18 protein-coding genes are annotated in these 21,919 nt (G+C 63.4%); 6 read left to right on the top strand and 12 right to left on the bottom strand.

What is annotated here, in order from left to right:
• Positions 1-122: 122 nt before the first annotated feature.
• The 6 genes from FEZ59_RS28180 to FEZ59_RS28155 all read right to left on the bottom strand — a co-directional run bounded on the left by FEZ59_RS28180 (position 123) and on the right by FEZ59_RS28155 (position 9,639).
• A complete protein-coding gene (locus tag FEZ59_RS28180; protein WP_003942696.1) occupies positions 123-884 on the bottom strand; it encodes a DivIVA domain-containing protein in 762 nt (253 codons plus the stop codon).
• Positions 885-1,015: 131 nt separating this feature from the next.
• Positions 1,016-1,510 (bottom strand): pantetheine-phosphate adenylyltransferase, encoded by a 495-nt coding sequence (coaD, locus tag FEZ59_RS28175; RefSeq protein WP_003942776.1) that lies wholly within the window; start codon positions 1,508-1,510, stop codon positions 1,016-1,018.
• Positions 1,507-2,073, bottom strand: coding sequence for a 16S rRNA (guanine(966)-N(2))-methyltransferase RsmD (gene rsmD, locus FEZ59_RS28170; protein WP_099698027.1), 567 nt, complete (start codon positions 2,071-2,073; stop codon positions 1,507-1,509). Before rsmD ends, coaD begins: the two co-directional genes overlap by 4 nt.
• Positions 2,070-5,474, bottom strand: a complete 3,405-nt coding sequence (locus tag FEZ59_RS28165) for a pyruvate carboxylase (protein WP_020969323.1) — start codon at positions 5,472-5,474, stop codon at positions 2,070-2,072. The genes rsmD and FEZ59_RS28165 overlap by 4 nt, the downstream gene beginning before the upstream one ends.
• A gap of 120 nt (positions 5,475-5,594) precedes the next feature.
• Positions 5,595-7,856: an ATP-dependent DNA helicase RecG gene (gene recG, locus FEZ59_RS28160; RefSeq protein ID WP_134998855.1), complete on the bottom strand. Its 2,262-nt coding sequence runs from the start codon at positions 7,854-7,856 to the stop codon at positions 5,595-5,597.
• A gap of 73 nt (positions 7,857-7,929) precedes the next feature.
• The gene (locus FEZ59_RS28155; protein ID WP_020907273.1) at positions 7,930-9,639 is read right to left on the bottom strand and encodes a DAK2 domain-containing protein; all 1,710 of its coding nucleotides are present in this window, start codon (positions 9,637-9,639) and stop codon (positions 7,930-7,932) included.
• A gap of 348 nt (positions 9,640-9,987) precedes the next feature.
• Between FEZ59_RS28155 and rpmB the strand changes: the two genes are divergently transcribed.
• Positions 9,988-10,179, top strand: a complete 192-nt coding sequence (gene rpmB, locus FEZ59_RS28150; protein ID WP_003942669.1) for a 50S ribosomal protein L28 — start codon at positions 9,988-9,990, stop codon at positions 10,177-10,179.
• Between the two features lie 131 nt (positions 10,180-10,310).
• Entirely contained in the window at positions 10,311-11,105 is a 795-nt protein-coding gene (locus FEZ59_RS28145; protein WP_019747947.1) for an enoyl-CoA hydratase-related protein, read from the top strand.
• A 68-nt stretch (positions 11,106-11,173) separates the two neighbouring features.
• Here FEZ59_RS28145 and FEZ59_RS28140 read toward each other — a convergent pair whose 3' ends face one another.
• Genes FEZ59_RS28140 through FEZ59_RS28130 form a run of 3 tightly spaced genes read right to left on the bottom strand, consistent with a single transcriptional unit; the run spans position 11,174 to position 13,425 of the window.
• Positions 11,174-11,845, bottom strand: a complete 672-nt coding sequence (locus FEZ59_RS28140) for a uracil-DNA glycosylase (RefSeq protein ID WP_020907272.1) — start codon at positions 11,843-11,845, stop codon at positions 11,174-11,176.
• Positions 11,845-12,366 carry a gamma carbonic anhydrase family protein gene (locus tag FEZ59_RS28135; protein WP_020969320.1) on the bottom strand — a complete coding sequence of 174 codons (522 nt, stop codon included), beginning with the start codon at positions 12,364-12,366 and terminating at the stop codon, positions 11,845-11,847. Before FEZ59_RS28135 ends, FEZ59_RS28140 begins: the two co-directional genes overlap by 1 nt.
• 9 nt (positions 12,367-12,375) lie before the next feature.
• Positions 12,376-13,425 (bottom strand): thiamine-phosphate kinase, encoded by a 1,050-nt coding sequence (locus FEZ59_RS28130; RefSeq protein WP_172933486.1) that lies wholly within the window; start codon positions 13,423-13,425, stop codon positions 12,376-12,378.
• 77 nt (positions 13,426-13,502) lie between these two features.
• On the opposite strand from FEZ59_RS28130, the gene FEZ59_RS28125 reads away from it, so the two are divergent.
• Positions 13,503-14,195, top strand: a complete 693-nt coding sequence (locus FEZ59_RS28125; RefSeq protein WP_172933485.1) for a DUF3515 family protein — start codon at positions 13,503-13,505, stop codon at positions 14,193-14,195.
• Here the strand turns inward: FEZ59_RS28125 and FEZ59_RS28120 are convergent, their stop codons facing one another.
• From FEZ59_RS28120 to FEZ59_RS28110, 3 genes are all read right to left on the bottom strand, one after another.
• Positions 14,196-15,302, bottom strand: a complete 1,107-nt coding sequence (locus FEZ59_RS28120; protein ID WP_024487352.1) for a D-alanine--D-alanine ligase family protein — start codon at positions 15,300-15,302, stop codon at positions 14,196-14,198. It lies immediately after the preceding gene.
• A gap of 72 nt (positions 15,303-15,374) precedes the next feature.
• Complete coding sequence (locus FEZ59_RS28115) at positions 15,375-16,526, bottom strand: cystathionine gamma-lyase (protein ID WP_172933484.1); 1,152 nt, start codon at positions 16,524-16,526, stop codon at positions 15,375-15,377.
• Positions 16,523-17,521, bottom strand: coding sequence for an NAD(P)H-dependent glycerol-3-phosphate dehydrogenase (locus FEZ59_RS28110; RefSeq protein WP_019747941.1), 999 nt, complete (start codon positions 17,519-17,521; stop codon positions 16,523-16,525). The genes FEZ59_RS28115 and FEZ59_RS28110 overlap by 4 nt, the downstream gene beginning before the upstream one ends.
• Positions 17,522-17,647: 126 nt before the next feature.
• Between FEZ59_RS28110 and cofC the strand changes: the two genes are divergently transcribed.
• Genes cofC through FEZ59_RS28095 form a run of 3 tightly spaced genes read left to right on the top strand, consistent with a single transcriptional unit; the run spans position 17,648 to position 21,636 of the window.
• Complete coding sequence (cofC, locus tag FEZ59_RS28105; protein WP_134998816.1) at positions 17,648-18,397, top strand: 2-phospho-L-lactate guanylyltransferase; 750 nt, start codon at positions 17,648-17,650, stop codon at positions 18,395-18,397.
• 51 nt (positions 18,398-18,448) lie between these two features.
• Complete coding sequence (locus FEZ59_RS28100; protein ID WP_003942685.1) at positions 18,449-20,692, top strand: RNA degradosome polyphosphate kinase; 2,244 nt, start codon at positions 18,449-18,451, stop codon at positions 20,690-20,692.
• Between the two features lie 17 nt (positions 20,693-20,709).
• A complete protein-coding gene (locus FEZ59_RS28095; protein WP_019747939.1) occupies positions 20,710-21,636 on the top strand; it encodes an NUDIX hydrolase in 927 nt (308 codons plus the stop codon).
• The last annotated feature ends 283 nt before the right edge of the window (positions 21,637-21,919 follow it).

Below are 21,919 nucleotides of genomic sequence, written 5' to 3'. Positions count from 1 at the left end.
TGTTGAAACTGGTATGGGCAACCACTCCACAATACGGCAGCTACAACGCAAATCCCAATTCCGTCCACGAAAAAGTGGGCCGCCCCATATCGGACGACCCACCCTCGACTGTCTCGTTCGCTCTAGCGACGACGCTCCGAACGACGATCGTCGTCCTGGTAGTCGGGGACTCCCGAACCTGTTCGAAGCTGTTGACGACCACGCCCGACCGATCGAACCGTTCCGGTGAGGAACTCTTCGAACTCGGCCAACTTGGTGTCCACGTACAGGTCACACTCCGAACGCATCCTGTCGGACTCGGCATGAGCGGCGTCGATCACTCGCGCGGATTCCGCGTGAGCTGACTGGACAACCTCGGTCTGCGACACCAGACGAGCCTGCTCCGCCGTTCCCTCCGCCACTGAATGTTCGTACGAGGCCTGGCCGGACTCGATCATCCGATCGGCCTCGGCACGCGCCCGTCCGGTGACGGCCTCGTACTCACGACGGCCGTCGGTGACGGTCCGTTCCGCTTCTGCTTCGGCGTCCTCGACCAACTGATCGGCGTGCGCGCGTGCTTCGGCAACCATGCGATCGGCCTGAGCCTTGGCATCGGACAGAATCCGGTCGGCGTCGTCGCGTGCGTTCTCGACAGTCGAGGTTGCCTCGGCATTGGCGCTGCTGACTGTCTTCTCGGCGTTTGCTCGCGCGTCACCGACCAATTTGTCGCGATGATCGAGGACGTCCTGAGCGTCGTCCAGCTCACTCGGAATTGCGTCCCGGACGTCGTCGAGTAGCTCGAGTACGTCACCGCGAGGCACAACACACCCTGCGGTCATGGGAACACCGCGCGCCTCTTCGACAATTGCGACCAGTTCGTCCAGTGCCTCGAATACGCGGTACACAAGCAACCCCAATCTCTACCGGCCGAAATCGGCCCACATCGCCACCGGTCCACTCGGACCTGTGCCCGTTCCTGTTCAAGTTTGCCGGAAGAACGGCCAACGGGGTGTCGTCGTGGTCGGTGTGTCGGGGATCAGCTGTTTTCGGCTGCTCGTTCGGCGATACGCGCGAGTAGCCGAGAATGCACCTTGGCCGGGAGCATGTCGGAGACGTCGCCGCCGAAGGTCGCAACTTCCTTCACCAAAGAACTCGACAGATAGCTGTACGTCGGATTCGTGGCAACGAAGAGCGTGTCGACGCCCGTGAGCTTCTGATTCATCTGAGCCATCTGCAGCTCGTAATCGAAGTCGTTCGCGCCGCGCAGACCCTTGACGATCGCGCTGAGGCCTTCTTGTTTCGCGTAGTCGACCAACAATCCGTGCCACGACGTGACGCGAACGTTGGGCAGGTGACTCGTCGCGTCTTCGAGCATCTCGATCCGCTCGTCGATCGTGAACATGCCACGCTTGCTCTTGTTGATCAGCACGGTGACCACGACCTCGTCGAATTGCGCAGCAACTCTTCCGATTACGTCGAGGTGACCGTTGGTCACGGGGTCGAAGGATCCGGGGCAGACGGCGCCAGTCATGAGTCCAGACCGTAGCAGGTGGCCAGCTCGATGCGGGCTTCACCGTAGTTCTTGGCCTTGATCGGCTCGTAGCCCTGAGGCCACACGGTCTCCGGCGAGCGCGACGAACGTTCGAGTACGACGATCGTGCCCTCCCCCACCCATTTGTTGGCCTGCAGATCAGCGAGTATGGACACGACGGCCTCGTCGGTTACCGCATACGGCGGGTCCGCGATCACGATGTCGTATTCACGCGCGCTCGGACCCGAGACCACGGCCGCGACCGGAGCGGCGCGAACCGTCGCCCCCGGCAACGCGACAGTGCCGATGTTCGCCTTGATGACGGCAGCAGCCTTGGCATCGGATTCCACGAGAACAACGTGCTCGGCTCCCCGCGAGAGCGCCTCGAGGCCGAGAGCACCCGAACCCGCAAAGAGGTCGAGAACCGCGCACCCTTCGAGATCGATGCGCGCTTCGAGAGCACTGAACAGCGCCTCACGAACCCGATCCGACGTCGGACGGGTGCCGCTCGGCGGGACTCGCAGGCGTCGACCGCCCGCGAGTCCCGAGATGATGCGTGTCACTCTGCGGCGCTCTCCCCCGTCGAGACGACTACCAGCAGGTCTCCGCCCTCGACCTGTTGGACGGCGCTGATCGCGATCCGCGAGACGACGCCGGCGCGCGGCGAGGTGATCGCCGCTTCCATCTTCATCGCTTCGATCGTGGCCACGGTGTCGCCGGCCTCGATCTTCTGGCCTTCCTTGACCGCGAGCGTCACGACGCCCGCGAACGGTGCAGCCACGTGGCCCGGGTTGTTCTTGTCCGCCTTCTCCGCCACCGGTACGTCACTGGCAATGGAGCGATCGCGGATCGAGACCGGGCGCAGCTGGCCGTTCAGGATGCACATGACAGTGCGGTAGCCGCGCTCGTCGGGCTCGGAGATCGCCTCGAGACCGATGATCAGTTCCACGCCGGGAGCCAACTCGACCCGGTGCTCGTCGCCGCGCCGCAAACCGTAGAAGAACTGGTTTGCCGAAAGCCGCGACGTGTCACCGTACTTCTCGCGGTGTTCGAGGAATTCCTTTGTCGGGCCGGGGAACAGCAGACGGTTCAGCGTCGCCTGGCGGTCCTTCGACGAGCCCTCCAGCAGCACCTCGTCCTCAGCGGACAACGTCGCTTCCGGCTTGGCCTGGCCACGTCCTTCGAGTGCCTTGCTGCGGAACGGTTCCGGCCAACCACCGGGAGGCGTACCGAGTTCACCGCGCAGGAAGCCCACCACGGAATCGGGAATGTCGAACTTCGCCGGATCTGCGGCGAACTCCTCCGAAGGCACGCCGGCACCGACAAGATGGAGCGCGAGGTCGCCGACGACCTTCGACGACGGCGTCACCTTCACGAGATGCCCGAGCATGCGGTCTGCGTCGGCGTACTTGGCTTCGACCTCTTCGAACCGGTCGCCGAGACCGAGAGCAACGGCCTGCGTCCGGAGGTTGGAGAGCTGGCCGCCCGGAATCTCGTGCGTGTACACGCGACCCGTCGGCGCCGGCAATCCGGATTCGAACGGCGCGTACACCTTTCGCAGCGCCTCCCAGTACGGCTCGAGGTCGCACACGTTCTGCAGGTTCAGTCCGGTGTCGAACTCGGAGTGCGCGGCAGCGGCGACGATGGCCGAGAGCGCAGGCTGGCTGGTGGTTCCGGCCAGTGCCGCGGAAGCACCGTCGACTGCGTCGGCGCCCGCCTGCCACGCTGCGAAGTACGTGGCCAGCTGTCCACCGGGAGTGTCGTGCGTGTGAACGTGAACCGGCAGATCGAAGTTGCTGCGTAGCGCCGTCACCAGCTTGGTAGCTGCAGGAGCGCGCAGCAGGCCTGCCATGTCCTTGATCGCGAGCACGTGAGCGCCGGCATCAACGATCTCTTCGGCCAACTTCAGGTAGTAGTCGAGCGTGTACAGAGTTTCGTTCGGATCCGACAGATCACCGGTGTAGCTCAGCGCCACCTCGGCGAGGGCCGTTCCGGTCTCACGCACCGCGTCGATGGCAGGCCGCATCTGGTCGACGTTGTTGAGCGCGTCGAAGATTCGGAAGATGTCGATACCGGTGTCGGTGGCTTCCTGAACGAATGCGCGCGTGACCTTTTCGGGATACGGCGTGTAGCCCACGGTGTTTCGGCCGCGAAGAAGCATCTGAAGGCAGATGTTCGGGATCGCCTCGCGGAGTGCGGCGAGCCGGTACCACGGATCCTCGTGCAGGAAGCGAAGTCCCACATCATAGGTCGCGCCGCCCCAGGCTTCGATCGAGAGCAGTTCCGGCGTCAACCGCGCAACGTGCCCGGCTACTCCGAGCAGTCCGCTGGTCCGAACTCGCGTGGCCAACAACGACTGGTGCGCGTCACGGAAGGTGGTGTCGGTGACGCCGACGGCCTTCTGCTCACGCAGTGCCTTCGCGAAACCTTCGGGTCCGAGTTCGAGCAGTCGCTGACGGCTACCGGCAGGAGGAGGCGTCGAAAGATCGATCTTGGGCAGCTTGTCCTGCGGGTACACCGCCGAGGGCCGCTCACCGTGAGGCTTGTTGACCGTCACATCCGCGAGGTAGGTCAGGATCTTCGTGCCGCGGTCTGCCGAAGAACGCAGAGTCAGCAACTGAGGACGTTCCTCGATGAAGGAGGTCGTCACACGTCCGGCACGGAAGTCCGGGTCGTCGAGAACCGCCTGCAGGAACGGAATGTTGGTCGAGACGCCACGAATGCGGAACTCGGTGACCGCGCGGCGAGCCCTCGCGACAGCGGCTTCGAGGTCACGACCACGGCAGGTGAGCTTGACCAGCATCGAGTCGAAGTACGCGCCGACCTCGGCTCCGAGCGTCGCGCCGCCGTCCAGGCGGATGCCGGCTCCGCCCGGGGTGCGGTACGCGGTGATGCGGCCGGTGTCCGGGCGGAATCCGTTGGCCGGATCCTCGGTCGTGATGCGGCACTGCAGCGCCGCGCCGCGAAGCTTGATCGTGTCCTGTGACAGACCAAGTTCTTCAAGCGTCGAACCGGACGCGATCTTGAGCTGCGACTGGACCAGGTCCACGTCCGTCACTTCTTCGGTGACGGTGTGCTCCACCTGAATTCGCGGGTTCATCTCGATGAAGACGTGATTGCCGCGCTTGTCGAGGAGGAACTCGACGGTGCCTGCGCACGTGTACCCGATCTCCTTCGCGAAGGCGACGGCGTCGGCACAGATCTTGGCGCGCAACTCTTCCGAGAGATTGGGCGCCGGAGCAAGCTCGATTACCTTCTGGTGGCGACGCTGCAGCGAGCAGTCACGCTCGAAGAGGTGGATGACGTTGCCCTGCTCGTCGGCGAGGATCTGCACTTCGATGTGCCGGGGGTCGATGACGGCCTGCTCGAGGAAGACCGTCGAATCGCCGAAGGCCGATTCCGCTTCGCGCGCTGCGGCTTCGATCGATTCCTTGAGCTGTGAGCGCTCCGCAACGCGGCGCATTCCGCGTCCACCGCCGCCGGCAACGGCCTTGACGAAGATCGGGAAGGTCATGTCCTCGGCGGCCGCGAGCAACTCGTCGATGTCCGCTGACGGCTCCGAGGACGCGAGCACGGGGAGACCGGCAGCCTTTGCCGCTGCGATGGCCCGAGCCTTGTTACCGGTCAACTCGAGGATCTCGGCGGACGGGCCGACGAACTTGATGCCTGCCTCGGCGCACGCCGCCGACAGATCCGGGTTCTCGGAAAGGAAGCCGTAACCGGGGTAGATGGCGTCGGCTCCGGCACTCTTGGCGGCGGCGACGATTTCCTCGACTGAGAGATACGCCCGAACGGGGTGACCCTTCTCCCCGATCTGGTAGCTCTCGTCTGCCTTGAGACGGTGGATCGAGTTCCGATCCTCGTACGGGAACACCGCGACGGTTCCGGCACCTAGTTCGTAGGCGGCGCGGAAGGCACGGATCGCAATTTCGCCGCGGTTCGCGACGAGCACTTTGGAGAACATTCGAGAAAACTACCCCGATTTCATCTTGCGTCTACATGCGGAGTCTCATATTTCGGACTGAATCGAGAAACCAACCCGGTGGTCCTCGTGCTATTCGATTTCAGCTTGTCGTCATACCCGTCACGACTTCTCGAGGTACTCGATCCGGTCGGAGTCCAGGGCAGCGGTCACCATGGAAGCGAGGGCGGGATGATCCTCGAGCGACGGATCGGAGTCGACGATTCCCTGAGCGAACTCCCTGGCGGACTCGAGGATGTCTCCGTGGGCCATGAGGGAAAGCAGTCTCAGATTCGAGGTTGTGCCCGACTGCGCCGCACCGAGAATGTCTCCTTCACGTCTGGTCGCGAGGTCGAGTTGCGCCAGTTCGAACCCGTCGTTGGTCGCTGCCACCGCCGAGAGCCGCTCGTAGGCCGGTCCGCCGGGATTGCTTCCGGTGACGAGGATGCACAGCCCCTGGTGCTTGCCTCGACCGACTCGTCCGCGCAGCTGATGGAGCTGACTGACGCCGAACCGCTCGGCGTCGACGATCACCATCACCGTCGCATTCGGAACGTCCACACCGACTTCGACGACAGTCGTACAGACGAGGACGTCGATGTCACCGACGTTGAACGCGCTCATCACGACGTCTTTTTCGTCGGAAGGCAGTCGACCGTGCAGCAACCCGACTCGCAGATCAGCCAGCGGGCCACTCGCCAGCTCTTCGAAGACGTCGACTGCCGACTTGGTCTCGGGCTGTTTCTCCTCGGTGAACTGGTCCTCACCGGCACCCTGCTCACCGTCGCCGATGCGTGAGCACACGACATACGCCTGACGGCCAGCGGCAACGTCCTCACGGATTCGTTCCCATGCGCGATCCACCCACTGCGGCTTCTGCTTCGCGGGCACGACGCTGCTCTTGATCGGGGTTCGCCCACGCGGTAGTTCCCGCAGGGTCGAGACCTCGAGGTCGCCGAGCACCGTCATGGCGATGGTTCGCGGAATCGGCGTTGCCGTCATCACCAGCAGATGCGGACTCAGACCTTCACGGGCACGTGATCGCAACTGATCACGTTGCTCGACGCCGAAGCGGTGCTGCTCATCGACGACAACCATGCCGAGGTTGAAGAACTCCACGTTGTCCTGGATGAGCGCATGGGTACCGATGACGATCCCGGCATCGCCGGTCACGGCTTCGAGCAGCGCTGCGCGCTTCGCAGCGACAGGCAGCGAGCCGGTCAGAAGGGCGATACGGGTGGAATGTTCGGCCGAACCGAGTTCACCACCTGCCGCCAGCGGGCCCATCATCTTGCGCAGTGATCGCGCGTGCTGATTTGCCAGGACCTCGGTCGGTGCGAGCAACGCGCACTGATAACCGGCGTCGACGACCTGCAGCATCGCGCGCAGAGCCACGATCGTCTTGCCTGACCCGACCTCGCCCTGAAGAAGCCTGCTCATCGGGTGTGGGCGGGCGAGGTCGCTGGAGATCTCCTCCGCGACTGCTTGCTGTCCCTCCGTCAGAGTGAACGGGAGCATCTCCTCGAACTGATCCGCGATCCCGCCGGCAACCGGAGCGCAGGCCGGCGCCACACGCTCGGAATTGTCGTGACGACGCATCGCGAGAACCAATTGCAGAGACAGCGCCTCGTCGAAACGCAGACGATCTTGAGATCGTTCAATGTCCTCCTTGGTATCCGGGAGGTGAACGGTGCGCAGTGCCTCGTCCAAACCGATGAATCCGTGCTCGGCCCGAGTCTCGGCGGGCAACGGCTCCTCGATCGGATCGAGTTGATCGAGCACTTGCCGAACGCACCGCATGATGGTCCAGCTCTCGACCTCGCGGGTCGCCGGGTACAGCGGGATCAATGCGCGGTCGAAGACGGACAGATCGAGTTCGGCGCCGGGATCCTGATTTGCGCGAGCCAGACCGGCAAGGTCACCGGCCCCCTTGATGGATGCAAGCGGAACTACCGAATCCTCCTCGCCGACACGAGGTTCCGGGAGGATCAGGTAGCTCGGGTGGGTGAGAGACCACTTGCCGCGGAAGTACTTCACCGTCCCGGAGAACATCGCGCGCACGCCGGGCTTGATGACGTGCCGCACCTTCTGCGGGTTGAAGAACGTGACGTCGACGGTTTGCGAATCAGTCGCGAGCGATACTCGCAACATCTGCCCCGGACGGTTCTTCATCTTCACGACCGCAGCCGACGCCACCCGCGCGATAATGGTGATGTGCTCACCCTCGGGCGGCTCCTTCTCGGCAAGTTCCTTGCCTGCCGACGCGTACCGGTGTGGGTAGTGACGCAGCAGGTCCTCGACCGTCCGAATCTCGAATGCCTCGTCGAGCGCGTCCGCGGTCTTCTTTCCCAGCAGCCGATCGAGTGGGTCGGCGAGCGTCGCCATCAGTTCCTCCAGCACAGTGTCGCGGTAAGCACATGTGTTCGTATATCAGTAGTCACCGACAGACCCGGTTCGATCACTCCACACCCAACTGGAACAGGTCACCCGGCTGATCACCCTGATAGACGAGCACGTCGACGCCCGGATGGTGCGCGATGACGTGCGCCTCGAGCTGCCCGGCCAGGTCGTCCGGCGCGTCGGCGCCCATGAGTAGGGTCACGAGTTCGCCACCGGATCCGAGCGCGAGGTCGACCAGTCGCGCACTCGACTCCGCGACGTCGGGACCGATGAGCACCACCTCGTGCCCCATCAGACCGATCGCGTCACCCGGATCACATGTCCCGACGTACGTCAGCGAACGCTCGACCGCAATTCGCAATGATCCCCAGCGCGTCGCAGCCGCCGCCTCGGACATCGTGAAGCCGTCGTCGGCGACGTTGCGTTGAGCGTCGTGAACGGCAAGTGCGGCCAAGCCCTGAACCATCGACGATGTCGACAGCAGCAGAACCTGGTGAAGCGGATCGCGTGCAGCGGCACTGACTGCGACCAGTTCCTGAGCCGTCAAGGCTCCGTTCGGCAGCACCAGAACTTCACTTCGCTCCATCTGACGAATGCGGCCGAGCAGTTGCGCACGTGTCACCGGCGCGTCGTCGCACCGAAGAACCGTCGCACCCTCACTCTCGAACAACGCCGCCGCACTCTCACCGGCAACGACGGCCAGAACGCCGCGGGCACCGGCACCCGGGAATCGCCTCTCCGCCCGTGCCACCAACTGGTCGCGTTCGTCGACGAGAAAACTGCTGATGCGAATACCGTGGACCTTCCCGGCTTCGAGGCCGGCTTCGACGGCTGCACCGGCATCGCAGCAATGCACGTGCACCGACCAGCCACCGAAGCCGTCGCTGACGATGACCGTCGAATCTCCGAGGACGGACAGCCGCGTGCGCAGCGCCGTCATGCGATCGTCGTCCGAGTCGTCGACGAGGTACATGACCTCGAAATCCTGTTCCGAGTGATCACCACATTCGATCGGGCTCTTGTGAGCCCAATCGTGATCGAATGCGCTGACGTCGACAACTGCGCTCGACCTCGGGTCCGGCGTCCCCAGATCCTCGCGAACCTGCGACTTCCCGGTCACCACCTCGACAAAAGCGTCGAGGATCAGAACCAGACCGAATCCCCCGGCATCGACCACCCCGGCCGACGCCAGAACGTCCAGTTGCTCCGGGGTCTTGTTCAGCGCGATCGCAGCCGCATCGGCAGCGGCGGCAACCACGGAAGCAAGGTCCTCGCCGCTCGGCGTCTTGGTGTCGACGCACTCCTGCGCTGCCTCACCCGACGCGCGCAGAACCGTGACGATGGTGCCTTCCACCAGATCGGAGACAGCCCGAGAAGCCAGTCCCGTCGCCGTGGTCAGTGAGTTCGCAAAGCTCCGGCCGTCGATGTGCTCGCCTTGAACGCTCTCCGCGATACCCCGGATCACCTGGGAGAGGATCACTCCCGAATTACCGCGTGCACCGGACACCGCGCCCCGAGCCAGCGCGTTCGCGACGCGGCCGGCACTGCGGACGTCGTCCTCGATCGTCTCGGCGGAATCGAGCGCGGCCCGCATCGTGAACAACAGGTTGGTGCCGGTATCCGAATCAGGGATGGGAAAGACGTTGAGGCTGTTGATCTCACCGCGACGTTTCTGGAGGCTGTCGACCGCCCGGCGGGCCCAGCGCCGCAGCAGATGTCCGTCCGCGACGGATTCCGCTTCTTCGGCGACGCGTTGCACTTCCCCCACTGACGGTTCCCCTCCACGATGGACAGACAGACGATGGAAAGACTGACGATGAAAAAGAGATCGGTGATCGGTGCAGTCGAGGGTAGTCCGACGCTTCTGCGCAACCGCCATTACCGGGCGGTTTGGCCATTCGGGCCGGAAGCGGTTACTCTTACACGGTTGCCTCGAACGGGCTACACGAAATAATGCTGCACTTTGTTTGTTGCTGATTGACTGTTTTCACGTTCGACTGCACAGTGAGCGGTCAAGGATCGGTTCGAAGTCGAGTATATTCGGATTGTAATTCTGGCTGCCCTACCGTGTAGGGTAACCACTTCAATATTCATTTCTAACAAGGAGTTCGCGACTATGGCTGCCGTCTGCGACGTATGCGCCAAGGGGCCCGGCTTCGGTAAGTCGGTCTCGCACTCGCACCGGCGTACCAATCGTCGCTGGAACCCGAACATTCAGTCTGTTCGTACCGAGGTTGCCCCGGGTAACACCCGTAAGGTCAACGTGTGCACCTCCTGCCTGAAGGCAGGCAAGGTCGCTCGGGGCTGATTGCCCGAGCACAAACTATTGCAGGCTCTGCCCCCGTCACTTCGGTGACGGGGGCAGAGCTGTTTCTATGTGGCTGTATCTATGTGTCCCCGTGTTTCGTATGGCTGTCCGACACCCGTAATGTGCGTTGAGTGACTTCCATCGATGACCTGAGCAAAGTGACCCTCGACGAGGGCGTACTCCGCATCACCATTTCCACCGCCGCCAACGGCACCTCCCTCGACGACGAAGGACTGGTTCAGGGCGCGCAGGCGCTCGAGACAGTCGGAAACGACATCGGGAGCATCCTTCTGGTCGGCGAAGGCGCAAACTTCTGTGCCGGCGGCAACGTCCGTGCGTTCGCCGCAGCCCCTGACCGCGGCGAGTACGTCGCCGAGGTTGCCCGTGTCTTCCACGTGTTCGTTCGCGCGCTCGACGCCGCGACCGCTCCAGTGGTGGCCGGGGTCCACGGATGGGCTGCCGGCGCCGGAATGAGCCTGGTCTGCCTCGCCGACGTCGCAATCGGCGGCACCGGCACCAAGCTCCGCCCCGCGTACCCCTCCATCGGTTTCACCCCGGACGGCGGAATGTCGTGGACACTCCCCCGCATCGTCGGCGTGGCACGCGCTCGCGAGATTCTTCTCAACGATTCTGTGATCGGTGGCGACGAAGCCGTCCGGCTGGGGATCCTCACCCGACTCGTCGGCGACGACGAGGTCCAGGAAGAGGCAGCTCGCCTCGCCCGCGCTTTGGCCAACGGACCGAGTACGTCGTACTCGGGAATCAAAGCACTGCTGCGTTCGTCGCGGACGAACTCGCTCGCCGAGCAACTCGACGCCGAGGCTGCGTCCATCGCCCTCGCGGCGAACAGCCCGATCGGGCGCGAGGGTGTCGACGCGTTCGTCGACAAGCGTCGGCCCGATTTCACTTCCGCAAAGCAGGCCTAGTCGAACCGGCCGTGCCGAACGTCGCGACTCGACGTTCGGCACGGCCGGTTCGTCCAGACACCGTTCGATCAGCCCAGATTCCAGTCGACCGGATCGGCTCCGAGTCCGGTCAAGAGTTCGTTCGCACGACTGAAGGGGCGCGAACCGAAGAAGCCGCGCGAGGCCGAAAGCGGTGACGGGTGCGCTGATTCGATGATCGGTGTATCGCCGAGCATCGGCGCGAGAGTGGCCGCGTCACGACCCCACAAGATCGCCACCATCGGTGACGACCGCGCCACCAGAGCGCGAATGGCCTGCTCGGTCACCGGCTCCCAGCCCTTCTTGCGATGAGAAGCGGCTTGACCCGGCTGCACGGTGAGTACGCGATTGAGAAGCAGCACACCTTGTTTCGACCACGGCGTCAGATCGCCGTTCGGCGGTATCGGCAAACCGAGATCCTGGTGATACTCCTTGTAGATGTTGCCGAGGCTTCGTGGAACCGGCCGCACGTCCGGGGCAACCGAAAAGCTCAACCCGACAGCATGACCGGGCGTCGGATAGGGGTCTTGACCGACGATGAGCACCCGAACGTCGTCGAACGGATTCGTGAATGCACGCAAGACGTTCTCTCCCGCAGGCAGATACTCCCGTCCCGCAGCGATCTCTTCGCGCAAGAACTTACCCATCGCGGAGATCTGCTCCGAGACCGGTTCGAGTGCCCGCGCCCACCCTGGATCGACGATCTCTGCAAGCGGCGCCATCAGTCGAGCCTGCGCAATGCGTCGCGGTAGTACGCCGCATTGGCTGCGTACATCTTGACGTTTCCGTCGAGGTGGCCGAGCGGAACTTCGTATCCCGCACGGACCTTGGCGGGCACACCGAGTGCCATGCTGCGCGGGGGAACTTGCATCTTGTTGGCCACCACCGCACCCGCGGCGACGATCGACCCCGTCCCGATCACCGTTCCGTTGAGAACCACGGATCCCGATGCGATCAGGCAGTGGTCCTCGATGGTCGACCCCTCGATGTGCGCGTTGTGGCCCACGACGCAACCGGAACCGATGACAGTCGCATCGATGGCGGTGCAATGGATGACAGTTCCGTCCTGGATGTTGGATCCGGTTCCCACCGAAATGGTTCCGTAGTCACCACGCAATACCGCCTGCGGCCAGATCGAGGTGCCCGCCGCGAGAGTCACGGCGCCGATCACCACTGCGTCCGGGTGAACGTATGCGTCCGGATGAATGTCCGGAACTCTGTCTCCAAGTGCATATACAGCCATGAAAGCAACCTATACCGCGGTGGTGCCGGTGGTCGAAAAGCTGTGCCAGCCCCCACCGCTCTCGCGAAGCGAACCGTCGACGCTCACGCCGGAACCGGCCGCAACCTCACCGATCACAGTCCAACCCGACGGAATCTCGACCTCAGGCCCGAAAGTTGCTGCAAATCCGTGATCTTCACCACCGGAGAGGATCCAGTCCAGCGGATCGACGTCGAGCGCCTCGGCCGCCGATGCGACATCGAGTGAGGTGGGAACCGCGGCCGAGACGATGTCGAACCGCACGTGCGAGGCCTCTGCGAGATGTCGAAGGTCCGCGATCAATCCGTCGGATACGTCCGTCATGGAATGTGCTGATTCTGCGGCGTCCCATGCCGATTGATACGGCGGATTCGGAACACGATGAGCGGCAAGCAAGTCTGGAAAGCTTTCGGCTTCGTCGAGCAATACGGCTTCGTCGAGCAGTAGTGCCAACCCTGCTGCCGAGCAACCGAACAACCCGGCGACCGCGACCTTGTCACCGATCTTTGCTCCCGAACGCAGAACTGCCGGACGGCCACCGAGATCGCCGAGCACGGTCACCGACACCACGACCACCGGCGACTGGACCAGGTCACCGCCGACCACACCGGCCCCCAGATCGGTTGCCGCGTCCCAGATTCCCGCGGAGATTGCGTCGATCACGTCGACCGGAGTCGAAGGCGGGCATCCCAGAGACACGGTGAATGCCGTCGGCCGCGCTCCCATCGAGACGACATCCGCAGCGTTCTGTGCCACTGCCTTTCGGCCGATGTCGCGTGGCGAAGACCAATCCATTCGGAAATGCCGACCTTCGACCAGCATGTCGGACGAGACAACCACACGGCCGTCTCCGGACGTCACGATCGCGGCATCGTCACCCGGCCCCAATTCGGTGGTGACCGGTTGGATTCGGCCGACCAGAGATCGCGCGATCACGTCGAACTCCCCCACCTGTTCAACAGTGTGCTCTGACCCGAACTCCGATGATGCTGTGAACTCAGATGATGCAGCGAACTCCGATGATGCGATGAGTGTCTCCAATGCCGACGCAATTCGCCCGTAAGCGGCCTGCGGTACCTTCTAGCTGTGGTCGTGAATGCTTCTGCAAGCTCACGCGTGTGTCGGCAATCCTACCGATTCACCGACGTGTCCTCAGAAGTGACGAGACCGCTGATCGACTGGACCAGGACCCGAGCGAAGAACTGAGCATGGCAGAAAACACCTCCACCGCAGACAACGCCGACATCGACCCCGATAGTGACAACGATCCGTCCGAGCGCCGCAGTCCGGCGCTGATCGCCACCGCCATCGCGCTCCCGGTAGCCCTGATCGTCGGAGTGGTGATCGCGGCCGTCGTCGCGGGAAACAACCCTGAACTCTCGCCGGTAGCGCTGGGACCCGTACCGGCACCGGCAGCGGAGTCGGAGGCCTGCGTTTCCCTCCTCGGTGCGCTCCCCGACAAGATCGACGACTTCACGAAAGCCGAGTTGGTTGACCCCGCTCCGGCTGGAGCGGCAGCTTGGCAGCGCAGCGAAGGTGAGCCGATCGTGTTGCGCTGCGGGCTCGACCGTCCGACCGAGTTCGACCAGGCTGCAGCACTTCAGGTTGTGAACGGTGTCCAATGGTTCCAGGTCTCGGGAACCGACGTCGGTCTGGCTGCGAGCACTTGGTTTGCCGTAGACCGCGGTGAGTACATCGGTATCACGATCCCCGACGGGACCGGCCCGACGCCGATTCAGGAGATCTCCGACACCATCACGGCGACTCTCGAACAGAAGCCCCTCGACCCGGCGCCGGTCGCGGTTCCCTGATCAGCGAAGTCCGGTACCGCGAGCGATGGCGGTGTCGACCAGTGTCGAAATCAAAGTGCGGTAATCGATTCCGGTGGCGTTCCACATCTTCGGATACATCGAGATGGAAGTGAACCCGGGCATCGTGTTGATCTCGTTGATCACCGGGCCGTCAGCCGTGACGAAGAAATCGACCCGCGAGAGTCCCTGGCAATCGAGTGCCTTGAACGCGCGGACTGCAAGCTCCCTGATCTGGTCGCTCACCGACTCGTCGAGTTTCGCGGGGATGTCGAATTCGCAGACGTCGTCGAGGTACTTGGTGTCGAAGTCGTAGAACGCGTCCGAATCGGTGTCGGAATCCGGCATCCGGATCTCAGCGACCACACTCGCCTTGACGTCACCGTTCGGGAATTCGAGGACGCCGCATTCCACCTCACGGCCGATGATCGCGCCTTCGACGATCACCTTGGGATCGTGCAGGCGCGCATGAGCGATCGCCCCGTCCAGACCGTCCCAATTGCTCACCCGGGTGATGCCGATGGACGAACCACCACGAGCGGGCTTCACGAACACGGGAAGGCCCAACTCCGCCTTCTGCTCTTCGGTCAGCGTTGCGATTCCCGGTCGAAGCACGACCTGCACTCCGACGGGAAGTCCTTCAGCGGCAAGAAGCTTCTTCGTGAACTCTTTGTCCATGCCGGCGGCGCTGGCCAGGACTCCGGGTCCGACATACGGAACCCCGGCAAGTTCGAGCAATCCCTGAATGGTGCCGTCTTCGCCGTAAGCCCCATGCAGAACGGGGAAAACGACGTCGACCGACGCGAGCACAGCACCGGCGTCGGAGCCGTCGAAGGAGATGACCTCGCCCTCGCGGGTGGGGTCCGCGCTGAGGACCACCGACGTTCCGTCTTTGTCGACCGACGGCAACGCGCGCCCGCTGATCGCGAGGGAGCTGGGGTCGCTCGACCCGAGGACCCAGGAACCGTCGACGGTGATGCCGATCGGTACGACGTCGTACCGATCCGGGTCGAGGTTGCTCAGGACGCTTCCGGCGGAAACACAGGACACTGAATGCTCATTGCTCCGGCCACCGAAGATCACGGCCACGCGGGTACGGCTGCTGTTCACGCGTCAAACCGTACCGCCGAATCGACTTCGGCACGCGATCGGGCCGGGCCGGAAATCATCGACGTGGTCCGCTCACGCGTCGAGCGCGCGCTCGATGTCGGCCAGGAGATCGGCGGTGTCCTCGATGCCACAAGCGATTCGGACAAAACCCGCACTGACCGGATCGCCCCAGCGCGCACGACGATCCGCCGTCGTGTGGATCCCACCGAAGCTGGTGGCGGCCGTGACGAGCGCGCTCGCTTCGACGAACGAGTGGAATGCTTGAGCCGAATCCAACTCGACGCTCACCAATCCGCCGAATCGTTTCATCTGACCGGATGCCGTTGTGTAGGACGGGTCACCGCGAAGGCCGGGATAACGAACGGACCGGACCGCTTTGTGTCCAGCCAACATCTCGGCCAGGGCCAGCGCGTTGTCGCACTGACGCCCGAATCGCAGGCCTGCCGTGCCGAGACTCCGGTGCGCAAGCCACGTCTCGAAGGGGCCGAGCACCGTTCCCGAAAGAAGTCGCTCACGCTCGATCCGCTGACTCACCGCCTCATCGGAAGTAGCGACGTAACCCATCAGGAGGTCACTGTGCCCGCTGAGTGCCTTGGTACCGCTGGCCACCACGACGTCGGCACCCAATTCGAGCGGGCGCTGCCCCAGCGGTGTCGCAGTCGTGTTGTCGACGATCAGCAGCGCGCCCGATCGGTGACACACGTCGGCGAGCACGCGAAGGTCGACCACGTCCAGCACCGGGTTGGACGGCGTCTCGGCGACGACGACCACGCGACCCGGTGACGCGTCGAGCAGATCCGCGAAGCTCGCGTCGCCCATCTGCAGGGTCGAGACTTCGCGAACGGTGATTCCCAACGGAGCCAGACGTTCGTTCGCGTACAACCGCACCTGGTAGTACCCGTCCGAGGGCACGACGACGGTATCCCCGGCGACGAGCACGCTGCGCAAGGTCGCGGTGATCGCAGACATCCCCGACCCCATGACGAGTGCGTGGTCCGCTCCTTCGAGCGCCGCGAGCGCCGATTCGAGTCCGCGCCAACCCGGGTTCGACGCTCGAGCATAGGTATCGGACTCGGAGCCTTCGTCCACCGAAAGTTGGTACGGCGCAGCAAATATCGGACCCAGCTGCATGGGCTGGCCCGCAGCGTGTTCGCGCGCAACGGCGCTCACACTGCGCGTCGAATCCCCGTAACCCTCGAAATCACTCACATTAATTTCACTCATTCCGGCTTCGTCCGGCGTCCGAGCAACTGACCGATCGCATCACTGACGGCCATGCCTTCGTGGCACACCCGATGGACGGCGTCGGTCAACGGCATCTCCACGTCGTAGCCGGCAGCGAGTGCGCGTACCGACGTACACGACTTCACGCCCTCGGCGACCTGACCGTTGGTTGCCTTCTGTGCCGACTCCATCGACCCGCCCCGTCCGAGTCGCTCTCCGAACGTCCGGTTTCGCGACAACTCGGACGTGCAGGTCGCGACCAGGTCACCGACGCCCGCCAAGCCTGCAAGCGTCGACGCCTTGGCGCCGAGCGCGACACCGAGCCGAATCGTCTCGGCGAGACCACGGGTGATGATGCTGGCAACCGTGTTGTCGCCGAATCCACTACCGGCGGCCATGCCGCAGGCCAGCGCGATCACGTTCTTGCACGCGCCACCGATCTCGCAACCGATGACGTCGGAGTTGGTGTACGGCCTGAAATAGCCGGTAGCGCAAGCATCCTGGAGAGCGAGGGCACGCGAGGAATCCGAGCAGGCGATCACCGTGGCCGCTGGCTGCCCGCTGGCGATCTCGTGTGCAAGATTCGGGCCCGAGAGCACCGCGACGCGCCCCGGTTCCACGCCGGTCACCGACACGATGACCTGGCTCATGCGCATGAGCGTCCCGGTCTCGATTCCCTTGGCCAGACTCAGCAGAGTCGCATCGGGTCCGATCGAGCCTTTCCACTGCTCCAGGTTTCCCCGTAGCGACTGCGAGGGAACCGCCAGCACGATGAAGTCAGCGCCTGCCATCGCCTCCTCGTGGTGGTGGGTCGCGCGAATCGACGAAGGCAAAGCAATGCCTGGCAGATAGTCGCTGTTCTCGTGCGTGGTGTCGATGCGCTTCGCGACCTCTTCACGCCTGGCCCACATCGTCACGTCGGTTCCGGCCTCGGCCATCACCTTGGCCAACGCTGTTCCCCACGAACCTGCGCCCAATACAGCTGCCTTACTCACACGCTCACCCCGTCTACCCGGCGAAGCGGGTCGCCGCCAGAAAAATCGTCTGCACAGAGTATCGCCTGTGGTGCACTGCGGTGGGCAGCCGCGGACACCGAGCGTGATGACTGGCAAGATCGAGGGATGGACAGCGCGGAACCCCCGTACCCACACGTCGTGGAGACACCGCATGCGCGCACGGAGATCGAACGCCCCATGCATGCGATAGTGGCCGTCAAGTCCTTGAGATCGGCCAAGTCCCGGCTCGCGGGCGAACTCGACGCGGACGCGCGTGCAGACCTCGTGTTGGCCATGCTTCACGACACCCTCGCGACCGTTGCCGCCGTCTCTGCCATCGACACCGTCACGGTGGTCACCCCAGACCCGACCGTTGCCGCTCTTGCGTATTCCGTCGGCGTGACGGTCTACGCCGATCCAGCTCCCGACATCTCGCTGACCAACGGCGCCTCATCGCGCGCGGAGGAAACCCTCAACGCAGCGTTGTGTGCAGCGGCCGCCGATATCCGAGCCAAACGCGGAGTGGTCGACCTCGTTGTGCTGCAAGCCGACTTGCCCGCGATGCAACCGAGCGAACTGACGGAGGCCGTGGCCGCCGCCCGAAGCGGTGGACGTTCAGTCGTCGTCGATCACCACGGCACCGGCACTTCCGCATTGTTTGCGTGTGGCGAGAGTGCGCTCGACCCCCGATTCGGTCCGGAATCCGCACGGGGACATGCTAATTCAGGTGCTCGTCCACTCAACGGCCAATGGCCGGGACTGCGCACCGACGTCGATACCCACGCCGATCTCGACACCGTGCGCGCACTGGGAGTAGGCCCCGCGACATTGGCTTCGTTGACCAGACTCAAGGCCACGCCGTCGAACAGTCGATGAATTTTCTTTCATCGATTGTCGGACCGCGCGATTGTGGGGGATGATCGACGAGTGAGCAATGGCGAAGCACTCGAAAACCGTATTTCCGAAGACCAGTCGGACGGAGACCACAGCTCCGGCCGACACGAGAACGGCGCGGCCACCTCGCCGCGATCTCAGGCCGTCGCGGTCGCCACCAACATCCCGGGCGCTCCCCCTGCAGCTACCAAGGCAGAGCTACCCGAATTGCTCGTCGGACTTCCCGAAGATCGTTACCTAAACCGCGAACTCAGCTGGCTCGATTTCAATGCCCGTGTTCTCGCATTGGCTGCCGACGAGTCACTGCCGTTGCTCGAACGCGCAAAGTTCCTCGCCATCTTCGCTTCCAATCTCGACGAATTTTTCATGGTCCGGGTCGCCGGACTCAAGCGCCGCGACGAGACGGGACTGTCGGTCAGGTCCGCCGACGGCCTCTCCCCACGCGAACAATTGGCGCTCATTGCGCGTCGCACCCAGGAACTCGCCGACAAGCACGCACACGTGTTTCTCGACTCGGTCCGCCCTGCCCTGGCGGCAGAAGGCATTTCAATTGTTAGATGGGCCGACCTCAGCGCCGACGATCACGGCCGGCTCTCGGCGCATTTCCACGAGCAGGTCTTCCCGGTACTGACGCCGTTGGCAGTCGATCACGCCCACCCGTTCCCCTACATCAGCGGACTGAGCCTCAACCTCGCCGTGACAGTGAAGGACTCCGTCACCCGCGGCGAACACTTCGCTCGCGTCAAGGTCCCCGACAACGTCGGCCGGTTCGTGCGAGTCAAGAGCACGACGTCTTCGTCCACCATCGATTCGTTCCTCCCGATGGAAGAACTGATTTCGGCTCATCTGGACGTGCTGTTCCCCGGAATGGAAATCGTCGAACATCACGCCTTCCGAATCACACGCAACGCCGATTTCGAGGTCGAAGAGGATCGGGACGAGGATCTGCTGCAGGCACTCGAACGTGAATTGGCGCGTCGTCGTTTCGGTTCGCCCGTTCGCCTCGAAGTTGCCGACGACATGACCGAGCACATGCTCGAACTGCTTCTGCGTGAACTCGACGTCGATCCGGCTGACGTGATCGAGGTTTCCGGGCTCCTCGACTTGTCCTGCCTCTGGCAGGTTTACGCCGTCGATCGCCCGGCGCTCAAGGACGCTCCGTTCGTCCCGGCGACGCATCCGGCGTTCGGCGAGCGTGAGACACCGAAGAGTGTGTTCTCGACCCTGCGCGAGGGCGACGTGCTCGTCCACCACCCTTACGACTCGTTTTCCACCAGCGTTCAACGCTTCATCGAACAGGCCGCGGCCGACCCGCAGGTGCTCGCGATCAAGCAGACCCTGTACCGAACTTCGGGCGACTCCCCCATCGTCAACGCACTGATCGACGCCGCCGAGGCCGGCAAGCAAGTTGTTGCCCTCGTGGAGATCAAGGCGCGCTTCGACGAGCAAGCCAACATCAAGTGGGCACGCAAACTCGAGCAGGCCGGCGTTCACGTCGTCTACGGTCTCGTCGGTCTCAAGACTCACTGCAAGACCTGCCTCGTCGTCAGGCGCGAAGGTTCGACCATTCGTCGCTACTGCCACATCGGCACCGGCAACTACAACCCGAAGACCGCGCGCATGTACGAGGACGTCGGATTGCTCACCGCAGCACCGGAGATCGGTGCTGACCTCACCGACCTCTTCAACTCGTTGACCGGATACTCCCGCAAGACGAGCTACCGCAACCTTCTCGTCGCGCCGTACGGGGTTCGCCGCGGGATCATCGAGCGGATCGACAACGAGATCGCGCACAAGCTCGCAGGCCGCGATGCCGGTATCCGCTTGAAGGCCAACGCATTGGTCGACGAGCAGGTCATCGACGCGTTGTACCGCGCGTCCAAGGCCGGTATCCCCGTCGAGATCGTGGTCCGCGGAATCTGCGCGCTCAAGCCTGGTGTTCCGGGCCTCAGCGAAAACATCGAAGTACGTTCCATTCTCGGGCGGTTCCTCGAACACTCGCGAATGTTCCACTTCCGCTCGGCCGACGAATTCTGGATCGGCAGCGCAGACATGATGCACCGCAACCTCGATCGCCGCGTCGAGGTCATGGTGCAGGTCAAGGATCCGAAACTGTCGAAGCAGCTCGGTGACATCTTCGATTCCGCGCTCGATCCGCGAACTCGCTGCTGGGTACTGCATCCGGACGGCAGTTGGGTAGCTGCCCCCGAACGCGGTGAGGACGTACGTGAGCATCAACAGTCGTTGATGCGCAGCCGCACCGCCAGCGGGTCTTGACGGGCTCGGATCACACCATGAGCGACAAGCCGGTCAAAGCCAACATCTTTGCCGCAGGCGCGGTTCTGTGGCGGAAGGCTCCCCAGGATCCTTCCGCCATCGAGATCGCCGTCGTACATCGACCGAAGTACGACGACTGGTCATTCCCCAAAGGAAAGCTCGATCCAGGCGAGACCTTCTTGACCGCAGCAGTTCGCGAGGTCCGCGAAGAGACCTCGATCACCGGACGTTTCGGAAGGCACCTCGGTGGCGTGACGTACCCGATCCCGGGACATCGCAAACTCAAACGAGTCGAATACTGGTCGGCCGAAGCAGTCGACGGAGATTTCGGGCCGAATAACGAAGTAGATGTTCTCTATTGGCTTCCGGTCGCCGAGGTCGCCGATCATCTTTCCTACCCGATGGATCGAATGATTCTTCGCCGCTTCGTTTCCATTCGGCCTGACACGAAAACGGTATTACTCGTCCGCCACGCAAAGGCTGGAAGCCGTAAGCGGTACAAGGGCGACGACAATTTGCGTCCACTCGACGCCAAGGGCAAAGAACAATCCGCCGCCTTGGTCGAACAGCTGAAAATCTTCGGAGCCGATTCGGTTTTCGCGGCTGACCGTACGCGCTGCATCGACACCGTAATGCCGTTGGCTGAGGCATTGGGTGTCGAGATTTCGACGGAACCTCTTCTGACCGAAGAAGGTTACGAGGCCGATCCCGACGCCGCTCGGGCACGTGCGCTGCAGATTGCCGCACTGGAGGGCACTCCAGTGATCTGCAGCCAAGGAGGCGTCATCCCCGATTTGATGCGCTGGTGGGCTGATACGGCCGGTGTAACACTGCCCTCTGCACGCAACCGTAAGGCGAGCACTTGGGTGCTCTCGTTCCTCGACGGCCGTCTCGTCGCCGCCGATCACCTCGACAGCCCGCTCCCCAAAGTCGCCAACTCCTGAGGGATTTGGACCAACCGGCCCCAGCTCGATTCGGTAGTTTTGCAAAGCACTGAAACACAGGAGAATTCACACTTCTCCCAGACAGCAAAAAGAGGTGCAGCCGCGGATCAGATCCGCGGCTGCACCTCTTTGTCTTACGGCATCGGGTTTTTCACCCGAACGCGACTACTTTCCGCGCTTGGCCGGAGCCTTCTTGGCCGGAGCCTTCTTGGCTGCGGTCTTGGCCGGAGCCTTCTTGGCCGGAGCCTTCTTGGCCGGAGCCTTGGCTGCGGTCTTGGCCGGA

The organism is Rhodococcus sp. MS13 (genome assembly GCF_013277835.1).
GTDB classification, from domain to species: domain Bacteria; phylum Actinomycetota; class Actinomycetes; order Mycobacteriales; family Mycobacteriaceae; genus Rhodococcus_F; species Rhodococcus_F erythropolis.
This window is presented reverse-complemented; position numbering and strand designations above follow the sequence as displayed.